The sequence below is a fragment of the Marinibium conchae genome (assembly GCF_015595035.1).
Classification (GTDB): Bacteria; Pseudomonadota; Gammaproteobacteria; order Enterobacterales; family Alteromonadaceae; genus Glaciecola.
The window spans coordinates 507,076-523,278 of the sequence record NZ_JADNRN010000002.1 but is presented as its reverse complement, the minus strand read 5'-3'; the positions used below and the strand labels follow the sequence as shown (position 1 = coordinate 523,278).

13 protein-coding genes are annotated in these 16,203 nt (G+C 43.0%); 2 read left to right on the top strand and 11 right to left on the bottom strand.

Translation table 11 applies throughout. The annotated features are described in order from the left end of the window. Positions 1 to 43: 43 nt before the first annotated feature. Positions 44 to 1,093 carry a GTP 3',8-cyclase MoaA gene (gene moaA, locus ISG33_RS10020; protein ID WP_195733455.1) on the bottom strand — a complete coding sequence of 350 codons (1,050 nt, stop codon included), beginning with the start codon at positions 1,091 to 1,093 and terminating at the stop codon, positions 44 to 46. A gap of 206 nt (positions 1,094 to 1,299) precedes the next feature. Here moaA and ISG33_RS10015 point away from each other — a divergent pair, with 206 nt between their 5' ends. Beyond that, positions 1,300 to 4,413 carry a sigma 54-interacting transcriptional regulator gene (locus ISG33_RS10015; RefSeq protein WP_195733454.1) on the top strand — a complete coding sequence of 1,038 codons (3,114 nt, stop codon included), beginning with the start codon at positions 1,300 to 1,302 and terminating at the stop codon, positions 4,411 to 4,413. Positions 4,414 to 4,440: 27 nt separating this feature from the next. Here ISG33_RS10015 and ISG33_RS10010 read toward each other — a convergent pair whose 3' ends face one another. Both ISG33_RS10010 and ISG33_RS10005 read right to left on the bottom strand, forming a co-directional pair. Then, positions 4,441 to 7,746 (bottom strand): ligand-binding sensor domain-containing protein, encoded by a 3,306-nt coding sequence (locus ISG33_RS10010; protein ID WP_195733453.1) that lies wholly within the window; start codon positions 7,744 to 7,746, stop codon positions 4,441 to 4,443. A gap of 191 nt (positions 7,747 to 7,937) precedes the next feature. Then, positions 7,938 to 9,866 (bottom strand): S8 family peptidase, encoded by a 1,929-nt coding sequence (locus tag ISG33_RS10005; protein WP_195733452.1) that lies wholly within the window; start codon positions 9,864 to 9,866, stop codon positions 7,938 to 7,940. Positions 9,867 to 10,159: 293 nt separating this feature from the next. On the opposite strand from ISG33_RS10005, the gene ISG33_RS10000 reads away from it, so the two are divergent. Further along, a complete protein-coding gene (locus tag ISG33_RS10000; RefSeq protein WP_195733451.1) occupies positions 10,160 to 10,963 on the top strand; it encodes a hypothetical protein in 804 nt (267 codons plus the stop codon). A 61-nt stretch (positions 10,964 to 11,024) separates the two neighbouring features. Here the strand turns inward: ISG33_RS10000 and ISG33_RS09995 are convergent, their stop codons facing one another. From ISG33_RS09995 to rplB, 8 genes are all read right to left on the bottom strand, one after another. Further along, positions 11,025 to 12,986 (bottom strand): alpha/beta hydrolase family protein, encoded by a 1,962-nt coding sequence (locus ISG33_RS09995; protein WP_195733450.1) that lies wholly within the window; start codon positions 12,984 to 12,986, stop codon positions 11,025 to 11,027. Between the two features lie 181 nt (positions 12,987 to 13,167). Beyond that, entirely contained in the window at positions 13,168 to 13,419 is a 252-nt protein-coding gene (gene rpsQ / locus ISG33_RS09990; RefSeq protein ID WP_195733449.1) for a 30S ribosomal protein S17, read from the bottom strand. Then, entirely contained in the window at positions 13,419 to 13,610 is a 192-nt protein-coding gene (gene rpmC, locus ISG33_RS09985; protein WP_195733448.1) for a 50S ribosomal protein L29, read from the bottom strand. Before rpmC ends, rpsQ begins: the two co-directional genes overlap by 1 nt. Beyond that, a complete protein-coding gene (gene rplP, locus ISG33_RS09980; RefSeq protein ID WP_195733447.1) occupies positions 13,610 to 14,023 on the bottom strand; it encodes a 50S ribosomal protein L16 in 414 nt (137 codons plus the stop codon). The genes rpmC and rplP overlap by 1 nt, the downstream gene beginning before the upstream one ends. Before the next feature lie 2 nt (positions 14,024 to 14,025). Further along, positions 14,026 to 14,727, bottom strand: coding sequence for a 30S ribosomal protein S3 (gene rpsC / locus ISG33_RS09975; RefSeq protein WP_195733446.1), 702 nt, complete (start codon positions 14,725 to 14,727; stop codon positions 14,026 to 14,028). Between the two features lie 9 nt (positions 14,728 to 14,736). Further along, positions 14,737 to 15,069 (bottom strand): 50S ribosomal protein L22, encoded by a 333-nt coding sequence (rplV, locus tag ISG33_RS09970; protein WP_195733445.1) that lies wholly within the window; start codon positions 15,067 to 15,069, stop codon positions 14,737 to 14,739. A gap of 10 nt (positions 15,070 to 15,079) precedes the next feature. Further along, positions 15,080 to 15,355 carry a 30S ribosomal protein S19 gene (gene rpsS, locus ISG33_RS09965; RefSeq protein WP_014107406.1) on the bottom strand — a complete coding sequence of 92 codons (276 nt, stop codon included), beginning with the start codon at positions 15,353 to 15,355 and terminating at the stop codon, positions 15,080 to 15,082. Positions 15,356 to 15,370: 15 nt separating this feature from the next. After that, positions 15,371 to 16,195 carry a 50S ribosomal protein L2 gene (rplB, locus tag ISG33_RS09960; protein ID WP_195733444.1) on the bottom strand — a complete coding sequence of 275 codons (825 nt, stop codon included), beginning with the start codon at positions 16,193 to 16,195 and terminating at the stop codon, positions 15,371 to 15,373. Between the last annotated feature and the right edge of the window lie 8 nt (positions 16,196 to 16,203).

Sequence of the window (16,203 nt, the reverse complement as noted above, 5' to 3'; positions counted from 1 at the left end):
TAGTTTTGTGAGCACTTTAGTCGCACAGAAATGGTACTGATGGTTAACCACCCAGCATCGCTAGGTGCTGGGTAGCGCCGGCATAGCCTTCGTCTAAGTAGTGGGTAGCATGTTTTTGCCCCATCAGCGCTCTGATTTCCTCAACGAGTAGTTGTGGTGCGTGCTGCTTAATACTTTTGTTGATCAACTCACGTAAATCCAGCCCTTTCTCGGCGAACAAGCACAGGTGTAGCTTACCAAGAGAAGAAATTCTAAGACGATTACAGTCTGCGCAAAAGTCTTTACTGTAAGGCATGATGAGTCCAATGCGACCCTCATAATCATGGTGTCGATACACTTTAGCAGGCCCTGCCCATTGCGCTTTTGTCTTACGAACCCAGCCCAACTCCGCAAGCCTTGCTTCAATTTCTTCTCCGCGAACATGCTCGGCATCAAAATAAGCTTTGTTGTCACCGGTTTGCATTAACTCGATAAAGCGCAAAGTCAGGTTGTTATGTTTGACATAATTGAGAAACATGGGTAATTGATGATCGGCAAGTGACTTTAATAAGACGGCGTTTAATTTCACCTGTAAGCCATGTTGAATGGCCTTATCCACGCCTCTAAGGATACTCTGCAAGCGTCCGTCACCCGTGATCATTTCGAATTGCCTTGCATCTAAGCTATCAACACTCACATTGAGTGAGCTCAAACCGGCATCGACCCACGCATCTATATCTTTCTCTAATTTAAAACCGTTGGTCGTGATGGCTACCTGTTCAATGCCGTCAACCTGAGCAGTCTGACGGATAATATCCACAAGATCTTTTCTAAGAGAAGGTTCACCACCAGTGATTCTGACTTTCTTTGTGCCCATCTGAGCGAAAGCTTTTACCACCATTAATAGCTCGTCTTGATTGAGGAACTCACGCGAGGTATTACACTGGTATCCGTCGGGAAGGCAATACTGGCAACTAAAATTACACACATCCGTAATCGACAAACGCAGATATTCAAAACGTCTACCGAATTTATCCGTCAGCGACTGCACCGGCTCTTCAATAGAAGGCCGACTTATGTCGACAAAAGGAATTGTGTTTTGAAAAGTATCCATAGTGCTCTATATTGGGTATTAAGTATTAATATTACTGTGTTTTGGATGATAAAAATATGTTTATATACCAAAGCAATGCAGCAAGATTAACAGTAAGTTTCAGCTAATTGCCAGCAAAGTAAGCTCAGTTGGTTAAAACTTTTTAGCATATAAAGGCTAAAATCGATCACTGGGCCACTCACAAGACACTATTAAGAGAGAAAAAATTGCAAGGAAAAGAGCTTTTCACCAGTCAAATAGAAGCATTAAAGCTTTATACCCTATGCGATGCTATCTCTTTCATTAGTGAACACTCACACCTCCCAGACAGTATTATAATTAGAAATAATGGTTTATCTCACACGATTACATTAGCGTCCTTTGTGGAAGAGAATAAGAGCTTGTCGAGTGCAAAATTTCAGGCTATTTCCTCAAGTATCTGCTTTGCTAGTGACGACAAACATGTTGTCTACCTCAGAGTAAAATTGAGTAGCGCGCTCGAAAGCACTCCTACTGACAATGTGGTAAGCAGCTTAGGCTCTGAGTTTGTTAAACGGCAGTCATTGAAAGCTCATTCTGAGCAAAAATATTATACCCTCGCCTTTTACTTTAAAAATAGAATTCCAGCGTGGTTGATTAATCTTAAGCACAGTGCAAGTAAAATTAGGCTGCCAGAGCAACAACAGGTGCTCTTACAACAACTTAAGTCGATGACACTTTTGCTTCAGTTAATTTCCGGCAACTCCCAATTAAACGCCGACCCATTAACAAAACTCAATGCACGCGCCTTGCTCCATCAACGGGTAAATCATCTGGCTGATGAGCATTCTGTTGTGCTTTGCTTAGTTCACTGTTGCGAATTCCAACAAATAAACAAAAAACAAGGTAGCCAAATTGGCGACATCTTGATTTCACAAATAGCAGAACAGATCACAGTATGCACCCGAACTAACGATGAAATAAGTCGTTTAGGCGGCGCTTTGTTTGCCGTTGCCTCGGCCGTTAATGGGCTTAAAGAAGCGGAAATGCTGGGTAACAAATTACAGCAATACTTACAGCAACAAGCTTTTTTAATTGAGCATAGCGATAACGGCATGCCAATGAAATTAAGTTTTCATGTGGGTGTTGCTTTAGTTGATTTTGACGAGCCTAACAATAACGATATTGACAAAGCGACGGTTGTTATGAACCGAGCAGAACAGGCTTTGCAAGCGGCTCAAGCGAACGATGAAGGTACTGTAGTTACTTGGGATATTGCCAAGTTTAGTATCAATGAAGAACAATTCAATTATTTGGGCGGCATTTTCACCGCTGATACTATGACGAACTATCGGAACATGCTGTTGTTATGGGATATCTCCAGCATCATTGCCGACGAATTTGAATTCTCGAAGTTACTACACAATGTTGTACAACGACTCGCCAATACTTTCGATTTTCATTCAGCGGGTTTATGGCGACCAAAAGTAGAAGACACCAATGTAAATTCATCGCTAGTGCAAGATAGCTCATCATTGTGTTATCAAGTTAACGAAAACGCCCAAGTTTCAATGGTACCATCCGAAACGGCCTTCCGAGACCCTATCATCGAACAACAAATCATCTTAGCTCGTGACATGAAGCAGCAACAGGAACACATATCGACAGAGTCGACCTATTGGGCACTTCCGCTAGAAATAAATACCGAGGACTGTTTTTACATTGTAGGCGAAGCATCTCGATTTATTCTTACTCACGACACCAAGGTGTTGATTCAGGGCTTTGTACGCCAGATTGGGAAAGCACTAAGAAGAAGTCAATTGGAGGAACAGCTAAATAAGCGTCTCGAAAGTCAAAATGCGATGTTAGAAAGTGAATTGAACGAGCTGAAAGGGGGCTTGTCATCTAGTGCTCTAGTCTATAAATCGCCGGTAATGCAGACAATTATGAAACAGACCCAACGCGCTGCTGCCACCGACACCACTGTGCTCATTACGGGTGAAAGCGGCACGGGTAAAGAGAGACTTATCCACGCTATTCATACCCTTGGCCCCCGCCAGAAAAAACCTCTTATCATCGTAGATTGTGGTTCGATACCTGAGACACTGATTGAGTCGGAGCTATTTGGCTATGTGAAGGGCGCATTTACAGGTGCTCAAAAAGGTGCAAACGGAAAAATAAAAGAAGCTGATGGCGGCATTATTGTGCTTGATGAAATAGGTGAACTGCCTCTTCCTATGCAGCCCAAATTACTTCGTTTTGTACAGGAGAAGCACTACACTCCGGTGGGAGGAACAAGGGTCGTCGATGTTGATGTTAAAATTGTTGCGGTTACCAACCGTGATTTAGCTCTTGAGGTGGAACGAGGGCGCTTCCGAAAAGACCTATTTTACCGTTTGAACGTAGTCACTTTAAATAATCCTGCCTTGCGAGATCGCGGAGAAGACTTATCTCTGTTAGCCCATCATTTTCTTAACAAGTTTTCTAAACAATTTGAAACTGAAAAGAAATTTCTATCGAATGACACTCTCAAGGCCATGTCTCATTATTCGTGGCCAGGAAACATACGAGAGTTAGAAAACAAACTAATGCAAGCTACCTTGTTATCTGAGAACCAAGAAATTACTCTCGACGAACTTAATATCGAATTTGATAGCAAAGCTAATGTCGCTGAGCCCAAGATGAGCAGTTACATAGAAGTCTTGCCAGGACGTAGAGACGACATTACCGATTTAACCGGCTCTCAAATATTTTCAGAGAATACTGAGCTTGAAACAACGGCTGTATTTGAGAATGATGAGGACAACTATCAAGATCAAGCTACTTTTTCTTCAAAACATGATGAACACTCAACACAAATCATCGATATAAATTCCCCTCGAAGACAATCGACCAATTATCAAAAAGTTGATGCCCTACTTGAAAAACTGTCGGCCTGTGCGTTAGTTTTTCTTAATGATATTCGCCACGAAGCCGCTTTTATACATCTTTCTTTAGGTACAAGCGTTGAAGACGAATTATTGATACAAGCCTATCAATCATGTAACGGCAATATGCGAGACTTGTCAGCAAGAATGCAACTACCCACAAGCACTGCACGCAGGCGTATCAATAAAATACTACTTAACTTACGAACTCAGACGCAGGAAAAACCCACTAGCTGGATAGCGCTAAGCGAATGCCTTCAACCTATTGCGGAGGGTAAGATACTGATCCCAGATTGCCTAGACACTATCAAAGTTGTGCTACTCGAGGCGATATTGGAGAGCCAGCCAACTAACATGTCGAAGGCAGCAGCACTCCTTGGTGTGAGTGAGCCTACTTTTTATAAGCTCAAGAAACAACGAACACAACAAGCCTAAGGCCATCGAAGCGCCTAATCTTAGCCGCTATTTTCTACTCGCTAACGAACTCACATTCGAACGATTTTTGTGAGCATTGCGCATTGTTTCAGGTGTTTCTAAAACAATGTGCCCTTGTTCAACCGCGTGATCAACATTATGAGTGAGCGTATTCATAACGCCAACGGAAGGTGCTTCTGGGCATTGAACCATTCCCACCCAAGTGTTTCGGCCGGCATCTTTCGACTTGTATAACGCTTTATCAGCCAACAAATGTACCTGCTCCCAACTTAATGAATCTGGTGAGAAGTGGGCAAAGGGATACATCGCATATCCAATAGAACTAGAAAGATGCATACGCTGCGATAGGCCAATATTAAAGCCGTATTTTTCAATCGTCTCTCGAATACGTTCTGCAAGATAAGATACTTCGCCTTGGTCATAGACTTTACCAACTACCATAAACTCATCGCCGCCCCAACGGATAACGATGTCATCCTCACGGCAAACACTTTGTAATAGCTCGCCTACTTGCATAATAACCCTGTCACCAGCGTCATGACCGTATGTATCATTTATTGGCTTGAAACCGTCTAAGTCGAACATTAAAAAGAATAAACGAGGACCCTCGTTTGCGTTCACGTGGTTATTAGAAAGATAGGATTTAAATTCCTTATATATACTCTCGCACTCGCCCTTGATCACATTAGCCAAATATCTACGATTGTGTAAACCAGTTAACTGATCGGTAACGCTTGTATTTAATAGCTGTTCGTTGGCCGCGCTTAGCTCCATGGTTCTTTTTTGTACTTCATTTTCGAGCTGTGCAAGGTAGACTTCTTCTCGTTTAACTTTGTTTAAGTACGAACGGTATAACCAAAAGGAGAGTCCCAAGAAAAACAAGCTGTATATTGAATATGCCCACCAAGAAAACCATGGGGCAGGTAATACAGTTAGGAGTATATTTGATCCTTCCTCATTCCATACCCCATCATTGTTTGAAGCTTTTACTTTGAAAACATAGTTACCTGCTGGCAAGTTAGTGTAGGTCGCCTTTCTCACATCTCTTGCTTCAATCCAATCCTCATCAAAGCCTTCAAGCTTATATGCATATCGATTGTTTCCTGGGCTGGAGTAATCAAGGCCTGCAAATTCAAAGGCAATTAAGTAGTCTTTATAAGAAACTTCAATCTTGTCATTTTGGTTGCGCGCCTCGCTCATGGTGGTGACTTCGTTTAAACGTTGGAACTTAGTAAGCACAACAGGTGGAACGTGGGAATTCGGCGCAATATCGTCGGGGTCAAAAGCAGTGACACCGTTATTACCACCAAAGAAAAAAGTGCCATCGGGCATTTTGTGGTATGCACCGAAGTTAAATTCGTTCCCCTGAAGGCCATGAGAACTGTCATAGTTGAGCATTTGTTTCGTTTCTGGATCGAACTTGGTCAATCCTCTATTTGTGCTTAGCCACAGAGAACCGGAAGGGTCTTCCAAAATACCGAACACCGAACTACTTGGTAGACCTTGCATGCGACTGTATTTTTCGAATACATAATTGCCAATTTTTCTATTCTCTGATGACAAAAAGTTGAGCCCAGAGCCACCAGTTCCTACCCAAATATTACCAAGCTTATCTTCATAAACGGTATAAATAACGTCACTGCCCAGACTATCCGCTTGTTCTTCATTTTTTAATATACGAGTAGAGGTCCCCAGTGCGGGATTAAATAGATTAAGACCTTGCCCTAAGGTACCTATCCAGAGCATACCGCGACGATCTTTCGTCAGACTCATTATTTTGTTACCGCTGATACTAAACAAATTATTAGGATTATGCTGATAGCGTCTGACTGTTCCGGTCTGTTTATCAAATAAATTCAGTCCGCCATCAAAGGTCCCTACCCAAAGCTTGCCTTCATCGGCTTGAATGACAGATGTTACACCATCTGCTGCTAATGATTTTGGGTCGCCAGGGATGTTTTTGTATTGCGTGAATTTACCTGTTGTTCTATCAAGCCTGCCTAAACCTGATGAACGATACCCCAACCATAGTTCAGTTTTAGAGGAACTAAACAATGATTGAATATTATTTTCAGCCAAAGAATCTGGCTCATTCGGGTCGTGATAGAACTGTTGAATTCGCTTTGAATCTAAATCTAGGAGATTCAGGCCTGCCTGAGTCGAAATCCACACTTGATCGTTGCCAGCGTTTTCAATTTCATTAATGATTGGGCTAGTCAAACTATAGTTCTGGTCGGCCTGAACTCGATAATAGTCAAACTTTGCTGTTGCTGTATTCCACTTGCTTAGACCGCGATAAGTACCAACCCAAAAAACACCGCCTTTATCTTGATGTAAACTAGTAATATAGTTATCGGCAATTGATGTTGGGTCATTCAGGGCATATTGAAGCAACTCGGTCTTTTTACTGGTCTTGTCTATAAAGTACAAACCTGTCTCAGTACCAACCCAAGTGTTACCGACTTGGTCTTCATGTAAAGCTCTAATCTTTAGACCATCAAACTGCTGCTGACGCTCAAATGTTGGTAATTCGTCGTTTGCCAATGGTTGTTGCAAATCCAGAGTAAAGAGCCCCAAACCAATCGTACCGATCCACAAACGTTGCTCACTATCAATCATGAGCTTATGCAAACCAGGGCTCTTAGGCTCAGGGTCGGAGTGGCCATCAAAGCTCTGTGCAATGAGATTCACTGAGTTTGCCATACGGTCATATCGGAACAGACCTATATGAGTTGCTGCAATCCACAAGCCACCCGTTATGTCTTCAGCTAAAGCGTCAACAAACACGTCTTTTTCGCCACCGGCTCCATTGATAACTATTTCTTCGAAACCGTCTAAGGCTTGATTATATCGGTATAAGCCATTAGCGGTGCCTGCCCATACCATATTTTGTGAATCAACAAATACTACGCGTATATCGATGAGCAGCTTGCCTGGCTCATTGACAGCTTTGCGATAACGTTTAAAACTTTGTTTTTGTTTGTTGTGTGAACTCACACCGTTTGAAGTACCAAGCCATATAGTACCGTCTGAGGTCTCAGCAATAGATGTAATAAAAGATGAGCTTAGAGTATTGCGGTCTTCGAGGCTATTAGCGTATACCTTAAATTGGTAGCCATCAAAACGATTCAGACCCTCTTGAGTACCAAACCACATATAGCCTTCACTGTCTTGATGAATCGCCCGCACATTTTCTTGTGACAAGCCCTCGTTTAAACTGTAGGTTTCGAATCGAATATTGTCTTGACCAGCATGCGAGATAAAAGCCACGAGTAGCAGCAACAGCCCACAAAAGCGCCATTTTTTTCTTGAAATCAAAACGTGTGTTTCCATAAATATTACTTGCCACAAATGTCTAATAAAAACCTGGGAGAAATATAATAATAGGTAGCTATGCCCGCTCTGCGGATAATAAGTTATTTGTTATTACAATTCAGGTTACAAAGGTATGGTCTTCCATACTATGTTGTTCATTTATAAAAAAGGCCATCTTTGATGGCCTTTTTCTAACGAATTTTGTCTGCTTAATTAATTGGAGCCGATCTTGGTGCTGCCCGCTCTGTTGTCTGCCAATTATCGACTTCTTCTTCTCCATCCTCGTCAATAACTACGCTATCTGATGGAGTGCTAACTTGCTCGGTACTTTCAATGAATTCTTGTCTGTTTTCCCAAGCTTCAGCTAACATTCTTGTGTCTCCCCACTGATGACCTTCAGAGAACATTCCTGTGTCGCCCCATTGATGTCCTTCGGCGAATATGCCTGTATCTCCCCATTGATGGCCCTCAAGCAAGAAAGATGTGTCACCCCATTGATGCCCTTCAATGAATAGATTTGTATCTCCCCATTGATGACCCTCAGAGAACACGCCCGTATCGCCCCATTGATGACCTTCGCTAAATAGTCTTGTATCACCCCACTGATGACCTTCGGCGATCAAGCCTGTGTCACCCCACTGATGACCTTCAGTGATTAGCTTATCGCCGGCTAAAATAGCCAACTTGCCTTCTGGTGATTTCGATACAGGGCCCATAAAGTGCATAGCACCCGCCATATCAGCAGCGATGTCTAAGCCACGGTTAGCACAGCCAGTTGCTTGGCTAGCGACAGCATCATAGGCGTTAACCATACCGTGGCCTTGCTCAAAGGGACTAAATGCCATCTCGCCCGCAGAATTTACCGCCATTTTCGCGCTAGCCATAATGCGACACTTCACATCATCTGGGCTTAAGTAGGGATTGTACTGTAACATCAAGGCTGCGATACCAGATACAACGGCTGAAGCCTGTGAAGTGCCTGAAATCTCTTGATATTCAATACCCGTCGCACTTTCGAAGAAGTTACCCGTCGCAAAGCGTTTGTCTACCTTCGCTGATACGTGACCGCCATAAGCCACAACTTCTGGCTTAACGAAACCCTCTACAGTAGGGCCAGTTGATGAAAATGTTGTTACACGATCATCGCTGAAATCAAACGGAGTATAGCTGTCGGTAATCGCACCAACAGTGATAATATAAGGGTTGTTACCCGGTACTGTAATTCCCATGTCTTTATGTCCGCTGTTACCAGCAGAGGTCACTACGACAATACCCGCGTCCCACAAGCGCATAATCGCTTGGTTGATTGGATCATCCCAATAGTTAGATTGTACCTCAGCCCCTAATGACAAATTGAGTACCTTTATTCGGTAGCGGGCGCGGTTGTGATAGATCCAGTTTAAACCGTCAAGTACTTTTGAATAACTACTTTGACCATTTCGATCGAAAGCTTTTACAGATAGTAAATATACGTCGGGAGCGATGCCGTTGTATTTGCCATTTTCTGATTTCAAGCTGCTTGCGATAATGCCTGAAACGTGTGAGCCATGTCCGTTTTTATCGTCGTTCAACCACCAAGTTTTTCTACTTTTGATAGCATCATACTTCGCTGGAACTCGCCAGTAACCCTCTGAATCAACTAGCAAGTTTATACTGTGCTGACCTGCCATACTTACACCACTATCGAGCACCGCAACGGTAACACCTAGGCCTGTTATACCTAAATCGTGTAATTTATCCGCATCTGTTTGCGTCGCTATATAATTGTCGATGACAAATTTTTTGTTGGTATTACCGTTACTCATTGTAGCTACAGAGCGATCATCTTGAATTCTTATATCGTCGAGCTTTGATATCACTTCTGCTTGGGATGGCGTCAATACCGCACTTACCGCATTGATAATTGGAAACTCTCGTGACACACTGCCACCGACACTGGTTACCGCGGTCTTAAGTGTTTCAGCTTTTTTCCCCTGAACAATATAAGACTTAGGTTGCTCGGCTTTGCTTTTTGACATTGCATGAGGCTTATCACCTTCAAAAAGGTTATCAGGCGTTGCTGACATTAATGCAACGCTTAGGCCCGCTATAGCTATTGATGCAACTATCATTGTTTTTACGGCCTTGCTTACTGACATGATTCGCTCCGAATGCGTAAGTTAAATTAATCAAACTGGCTAAGCATTAGTCGTGCCAACAATAAAAATATTTTATCTCATTGTTTTTAATGACGTTATCGAAATCAGACATATAAAAACCTAAAAATGACTAAATTTTCAACTTAAAATATGAGTTAATTTATAAGAATATTCATTTTTTAAGTCTTATTTTTATCGTTTTTTTGTGTGTTTTTAGCCCAAGAGAAAAGCGATTCAAATCTATCTTGGAGAAGTAAGCTCAGTTGATTACAATGCAGTGAAAGGGAGGAGCAATGAATAAATTTGTAGCCACAATTGCAGTAGCCACTATCTTAATGATAATTGTCGTTAGTATGTCCTTATATTATGCGGGTTTTGATGATAAGCAAACGCCTCTTGAGCAAAGAAGTACAGGCCTTGAGGATAATCAAAAGCAACGGTCTTCATTTTCAGCACAAAGCTCTAATGATCAAGTTGCTAGCTATATTGAAAGCCCTGAAACGCGAGAGAGTCAAACATTATCTACAGAGCTCAACGACTTACCTGCCAACCTTATCTTACGGGGCATCTTGTTTAGTAACACTGCGAGTCAACGCTACACCGAAATTGAAGTAGATGGAAAGCTAGGGAGTTTCAAAGAAGACGAAAATATAGCGGAGCTCGATGTTTTTGTAAAAAAAATTGAGCGCAATAAAGTGTTAATAGAATACGAATCACGTGACTTTGAGCTTGAACTGCAGGGAAGTAATACACTGGAAGAGCAGCAATTGAAAGAAATATTTTCATCGATGACGGCTGAAGAAATAGGTTCGCGTCCACGTCAGATAGAGCATATAGTGCAACTTCTGCCCAATCATTTCAACGACGGCGGCAAAGTAATTATTCCGGGAGCAAATCCCTCTCTATTTAGATCGGCGAAATTTAAAGAAGGTGATGTGCTTTTGGAGGTCAATGGCTTCAGTGTAGACGACGAGGATGCATTTAACGATATGCAACAAGAGATAAGAAACGCACAGACGCTTATCTTTAAAGTAAATAGAGCCGGACAGTTAATTACGCTCTATTTGGACATTCCTCACGAAGCTTTGAAGCTTTGATAATAATAGGCGATATAGCTGAATATCGCCTACTCCGATGCATTAAGTCAGTTACGCTAGCTTAGTCTAGGTGAGTCTCTAAAAAGAGCCCTAGTTCTTCATACCACTCCTGCCTATTTTTTTCGTCGAAGAAACCGTGGCTCTCTGTGCTTCTTACAAACCACTCAAAAGGCTTATTACGCTTTTCTAGCTCTTCTCGCAAACGTTCAGCATGAATAAAGGGCGTTCTTTCATCTTTCTTGCCGTGCCCGATTAGGATGGGAGCTTGTAATTTGTCGATATGATTTATTGGCGAAAAAGCCTTTAGTACTTCTGGATCTTCACCAACGTACTCACGCAGCCGGTTCTTACCATAGAGCATTCGAGGAATATCCCCTTCGTCATACATTAGAGTGAGGTCATAAACGCCAGCGTTGGCTATTACACAAGAAAATAGTTCAGGCTCTATCGTTGCCGACATCAGCGCTGAGTAAGCCCCAAAACTTGCGCCCATGATACAGACTTTATCTTTGTGTATGCCTTTTTGCTGCTGCGCCCACAAAACGCCATCTATGATGTCTTGCTGAATTAGGTCTCCCCAATGCTTGTAGCCGGAATACAAATGTTTATCCCCGTAGCCGCCCGAACCTCGGAAATTGACTCTCAATACGGCATAGCCCTGTGACGCGAGATATTGTGTGTCACGGTCAAACAACCAGTAGTCCCGTACACCATGCGGACCACCGTGAACTAAGACAACGAGTGGCGCGTCAGCGTTGGCTTTTAATCCTACAGGATGAGTGAGAAATCCATGAATGACCTTACCGTCACTAGCAGTGTATTTTATCGGTGTGGATTCAGATAAACGCTCTTGTGGAATATGTTCCATGTTTCTAAACAAAGACTGCATTTGACCTTGTTTTTTGTCGTAAAGGTAATAAGTGCCTGGCGATATATCGCTATTAACGTACACTACCCACTTATTGCCATCTTCACTTTTACTCAGCAGAGACACCGCATTACCTGGGAAAGTTTCCAAAAACTGGCGATATAATTTAGCTTCATCACTCTTGTCACCAAACATGACATATTCAGGGCGGCCAGTATCCAGACGCACTGCGTAGGCACTTCTGCCGTCTGAACTAAAGGTAACGTTTGTGATATCTACGGTCTCATCAGTAAATATGTGTTGTGTTTCAAGTGTCTTAAGATTTAGCTTATACAGACCATTTTTATCACCGTCACCCTCATCGAGAACGTATAAATGCTCGCCACTATCGTCTATGAATAGCGGATAAAAGCTTTGCCCTAGTAAGTCATTCTTTAACTGCGTCCAACTATCGGCTTCATCGTCACGAAGATACACCTCAGAATAGCCTTCATCCCCCGCCCCAATGAGTACTTTTACTTCGCCTTGTTGATCGGTAACAAAGTCTGCGTTAGGAACAGGAGAGCGCATATACGGGTTAGACAGCTTTCCATTATAAACGTTTAAACGGTGAATAGTGGGCTTCTTACTACCGTCTATAGACATGCCCGTGGACGATATTAGGATATGTTTAGGGTCTTCAGGTAAGATGTCGATGAACTCGGCCCAACCCCGCGTATTAGACTTTCGATTAAGACGCGTTCCGGTTGCCCCTAACCCAGCCCGATAGCCATAGATCATTTGTCCATTTTTACCATTGTAGTCAACTGCATATAGCTCCCCACGGTACGAGGTTTGTTCTCTGCCGAGAGAGTTGGCGACCACTTTGATCACAATCCTTTCGTTGTTAGCCCACCAATAGTCACCCGGCTCGTATCGGTCGGCGAACTTGACTGTTCCAACTTGTTTGAAAGTATTGAGATCTAATATTACCAAGCTTGCGAGGTCTCCCATCACAATGTTCACAGCCAATTTTGAGCCGTCTGGTGATAGCGAAGCGTTTTGGTAGGTGTAATGTTTAGAAAGGCCTTCAGCCAGATTTACGCCATTTGCGTAAGTTGATGAAGAAAATAAAACAAAAATACAAAGAAATGCTGAAAGCATTTTCCTGTTCATAGTATCGTCCTTGATGAATAAGTTGTGAGTTCAGAAAAATAATATCAAACTGAAAGTCAAATTGGTAGCGCCTGCATAAAATGCATCCTTAGGTACAGGTGAAAGCTCGCATATTGCTCCCAAAAACAAAAAAGACACTAACCCTCGCGGGCAGTGTCTTTTTTCATTGAGCTTGTATTTCTTAAGCTTTAACTACAACGTCAACTAACTTCCAAGTCTTAGACTTTGAAATTGGGCGACATTCAGTAATTGTAACTACGTCACCTTCATTACACACGTTAGCTTCGTCGTGTGCGTGTAGCTTAGTAGAACGCTTGATAAACTTCCCATAAATTGGGTGCTTAACAGTTCTCTCTACCATAACAGTAATGGTTTTATCCATTTTGTTACTAGTTACACGGCCTTGTACTGTACGAATTTTCTGTTCAGTCATTACGAATCAGCCTTTTGAGTTAAGATAGTTTTAACACGTGCGATGCTACGACGTACTGTTCTCAATTGGTCAGTTTTTTCAAGCTGGCCTGTAGAGTGTTGCATGCGAAGATTAAATTGCTCACGGAGCAAATTAATTAATTCTGCGTTCAACTCTTCTACGCTTTTTTCTTTAAGTTCAGTCGCTTTCATTACATCACCGTCCGAGTTACAAAGGTTGTTTTAAATGGCAATTTAGCCGCAGCCAATGCAAACGCTTCACGAGCTAATGATTCTGGAACACCTTCCATCTCATATAACACACGACCCGGTTGAATTTGGCATACCCAGTACTCAACGTTACCTTTACCTTTACCTTGACGTACTTCCAAAGGTTTTTCAGTAATTGGCTTGTCAGGGAAAACTCGAATCCAAATTTTACCTTGACGTTTAACGTGACGAGTCATGGCACGACGAGCTGCTTCGATTTGGCGAGCAGTCATACGACCACGGCCTACCGATTTAAGACCATATGTCCCGAAGCTTACTTTGCTACCAGCAATAGCAAGACCACGGTTACGACCTTTATGCATTTTACGAAATTTCGTACGCTTTGGTTGTAACATGATTAGCCCTCTCGTTTAGCGTTGCGGCCTTTCTTCTTAGGTGCTGGAGCTGGTTGCTCTTGAGTAAGAGGCAAACCGCCTAATACTTCACCTTTGAAGATCCACACTTTAACGCCAATGATACCGTATTGAGTGAGTGCTTCAGACGTCGCATAATCGATGTCTGCACGGAAAGTGTGTAGTGGTACACGACCTTCACGATACCATTCGCCACGTGCAATCTCTGCTCCGCCCAAACGGCCACTAACTTCAACTTTGATACCAAGTGCACCTAAACGCATTGCGTTTTGAACAGCACGCTTCATAGCGCGACGGAACATAACACGGCGTTCAAGCTGGCTTGAAATGCTGTCAGCTACAAGCTGTGCATCAAGTTCAGGTTTACGTACTTCAGCAATGTTGATCTGAGCTGGCACACCGGCTAGCTTAGAAACATGATTGCGAAGCTTCTCTACGTCTTCACCTTTCTTACCGATAACTACACCCGGACGAGCCGTATGTATAGTTACACGAATGCTCTTTGCAGGGCGTTCGATAACGATTTTAGAAAGTGACGCGCTCTTTAACTGTTTCGTCAAATATTGACGGACCAAATGGTCATTAAACAAGTTATCGGCATATTCTGCTGTATTAGCGTACCAAGTAGATGTCCATGGTTTGCTGATACCCAGGCGTATACCGGTAGGATGAACCTTCTGTCCCATAATCTACTCCTAGTTATCCGCCACAACCACAGTGATGTGACTGCTACGCTTAAAGATACGATCAGCACGGCCTTTAGCACGTGTCTTGATTCGCTTCATAGTCGGGCCTTCATCAACAAAAACTTTTGCTACCGATAATTCATCGATATCTGCGCCTTCGTTGTTTTCAGCGTTAGCAATGGCTGATTCAAGAACTTTCTTGACCAACGCAGCACTTTTCTTTGGGCTGTACGTTAAAACTTCTAAAGCTTTTTCAACGTGCAATCCGCGGATTTGATCTGCTACCAAGCGTGCCTTTTGAGGTGACGTACGAGCAAAACGGTGTTTAGCTAATGCTTCCATTTTATTCTCCTTATCTCTTGGCTTTCTTATCTGCGACGTGGCCGCGATAAGTACGCGTTGGAGCAAATTCGCCCAACTTATGGCCGACCATCTCGTCACTGACGAATACAGGAACGTGCTGGCGACCGTTATGGACCGCAATGGTCAACCCAATCATATCTGGGATGATCATAGAACGACGAGACCAAGTCTTAATTGGTTTCTTTTCGCCCTTTTCCACTGCAGCTTCTACCTTCTTCAGCAAGTGCAGGTCGATAAAAGGACCTTTCTTGAGAGAACGTGGCATGGTGAATCCTCGCTGTTATTTATTTCGACGACGTACGATAAGTCTATCGGTACGCTTATTACTTCGGGTTTTCTTACCTTTGGTAGGAACACCCCAAGGTGATACTGGATGACGACCACCAGAAGTACGACCTTCACCACCACCGTGCGGGTGATCAACCGGGTTCATGGCAACACCACGAACTGTTGGTCTAACACCACGCCAGCGTGTAGCACCGGCTTTACCTAGTGAACGAAGCATATGCTCAGCATTACCCACTTCACCGATAGTTGCACGGCAGTCAGCTAATACTTTACGCACTTCACCAGAGCGAAGACGCAATGTTACATACGCTCCATCTTTAGCAAGCATTTGTGCGTATGCACCAGCAGAACGTGCAATTTGTGCACCTTTGCCAGGCTTCATTTCGATCGCGTGTACTGTTGTACCTACAGGAATGTTGCGCATTGGCATTGCATTTCCTGCTTTGATAGGTGCATCAGAACCAGATTGAACTGCATCACCCGCTTTAGCGCCCTTAGGAGCTAAAATGTAGCGACGCTCACCGTCTGCATATAATACCAATGCGATATTAGATGAACGGTTTGGATCATATTCTAAACGCTCAATTTTCGCTGGAATACCGTCTTTATTACGTTTGAAATCAACTATACGATAGTGTTGCTTATGACCACCACCGATATGACGAACTGTAATACGACCGTTGTTGTTGCGACCGCCAGACTTGCTTAATTTGTCAAGCAAAGGAGCATGTGGTGCACCTTTATGAAGATCTGGGTTAACAACCTGAACGACGTGACGACGACCAGCAGAAGTTGGCTTAGCTTTCAATAATGGCATTTCTAATC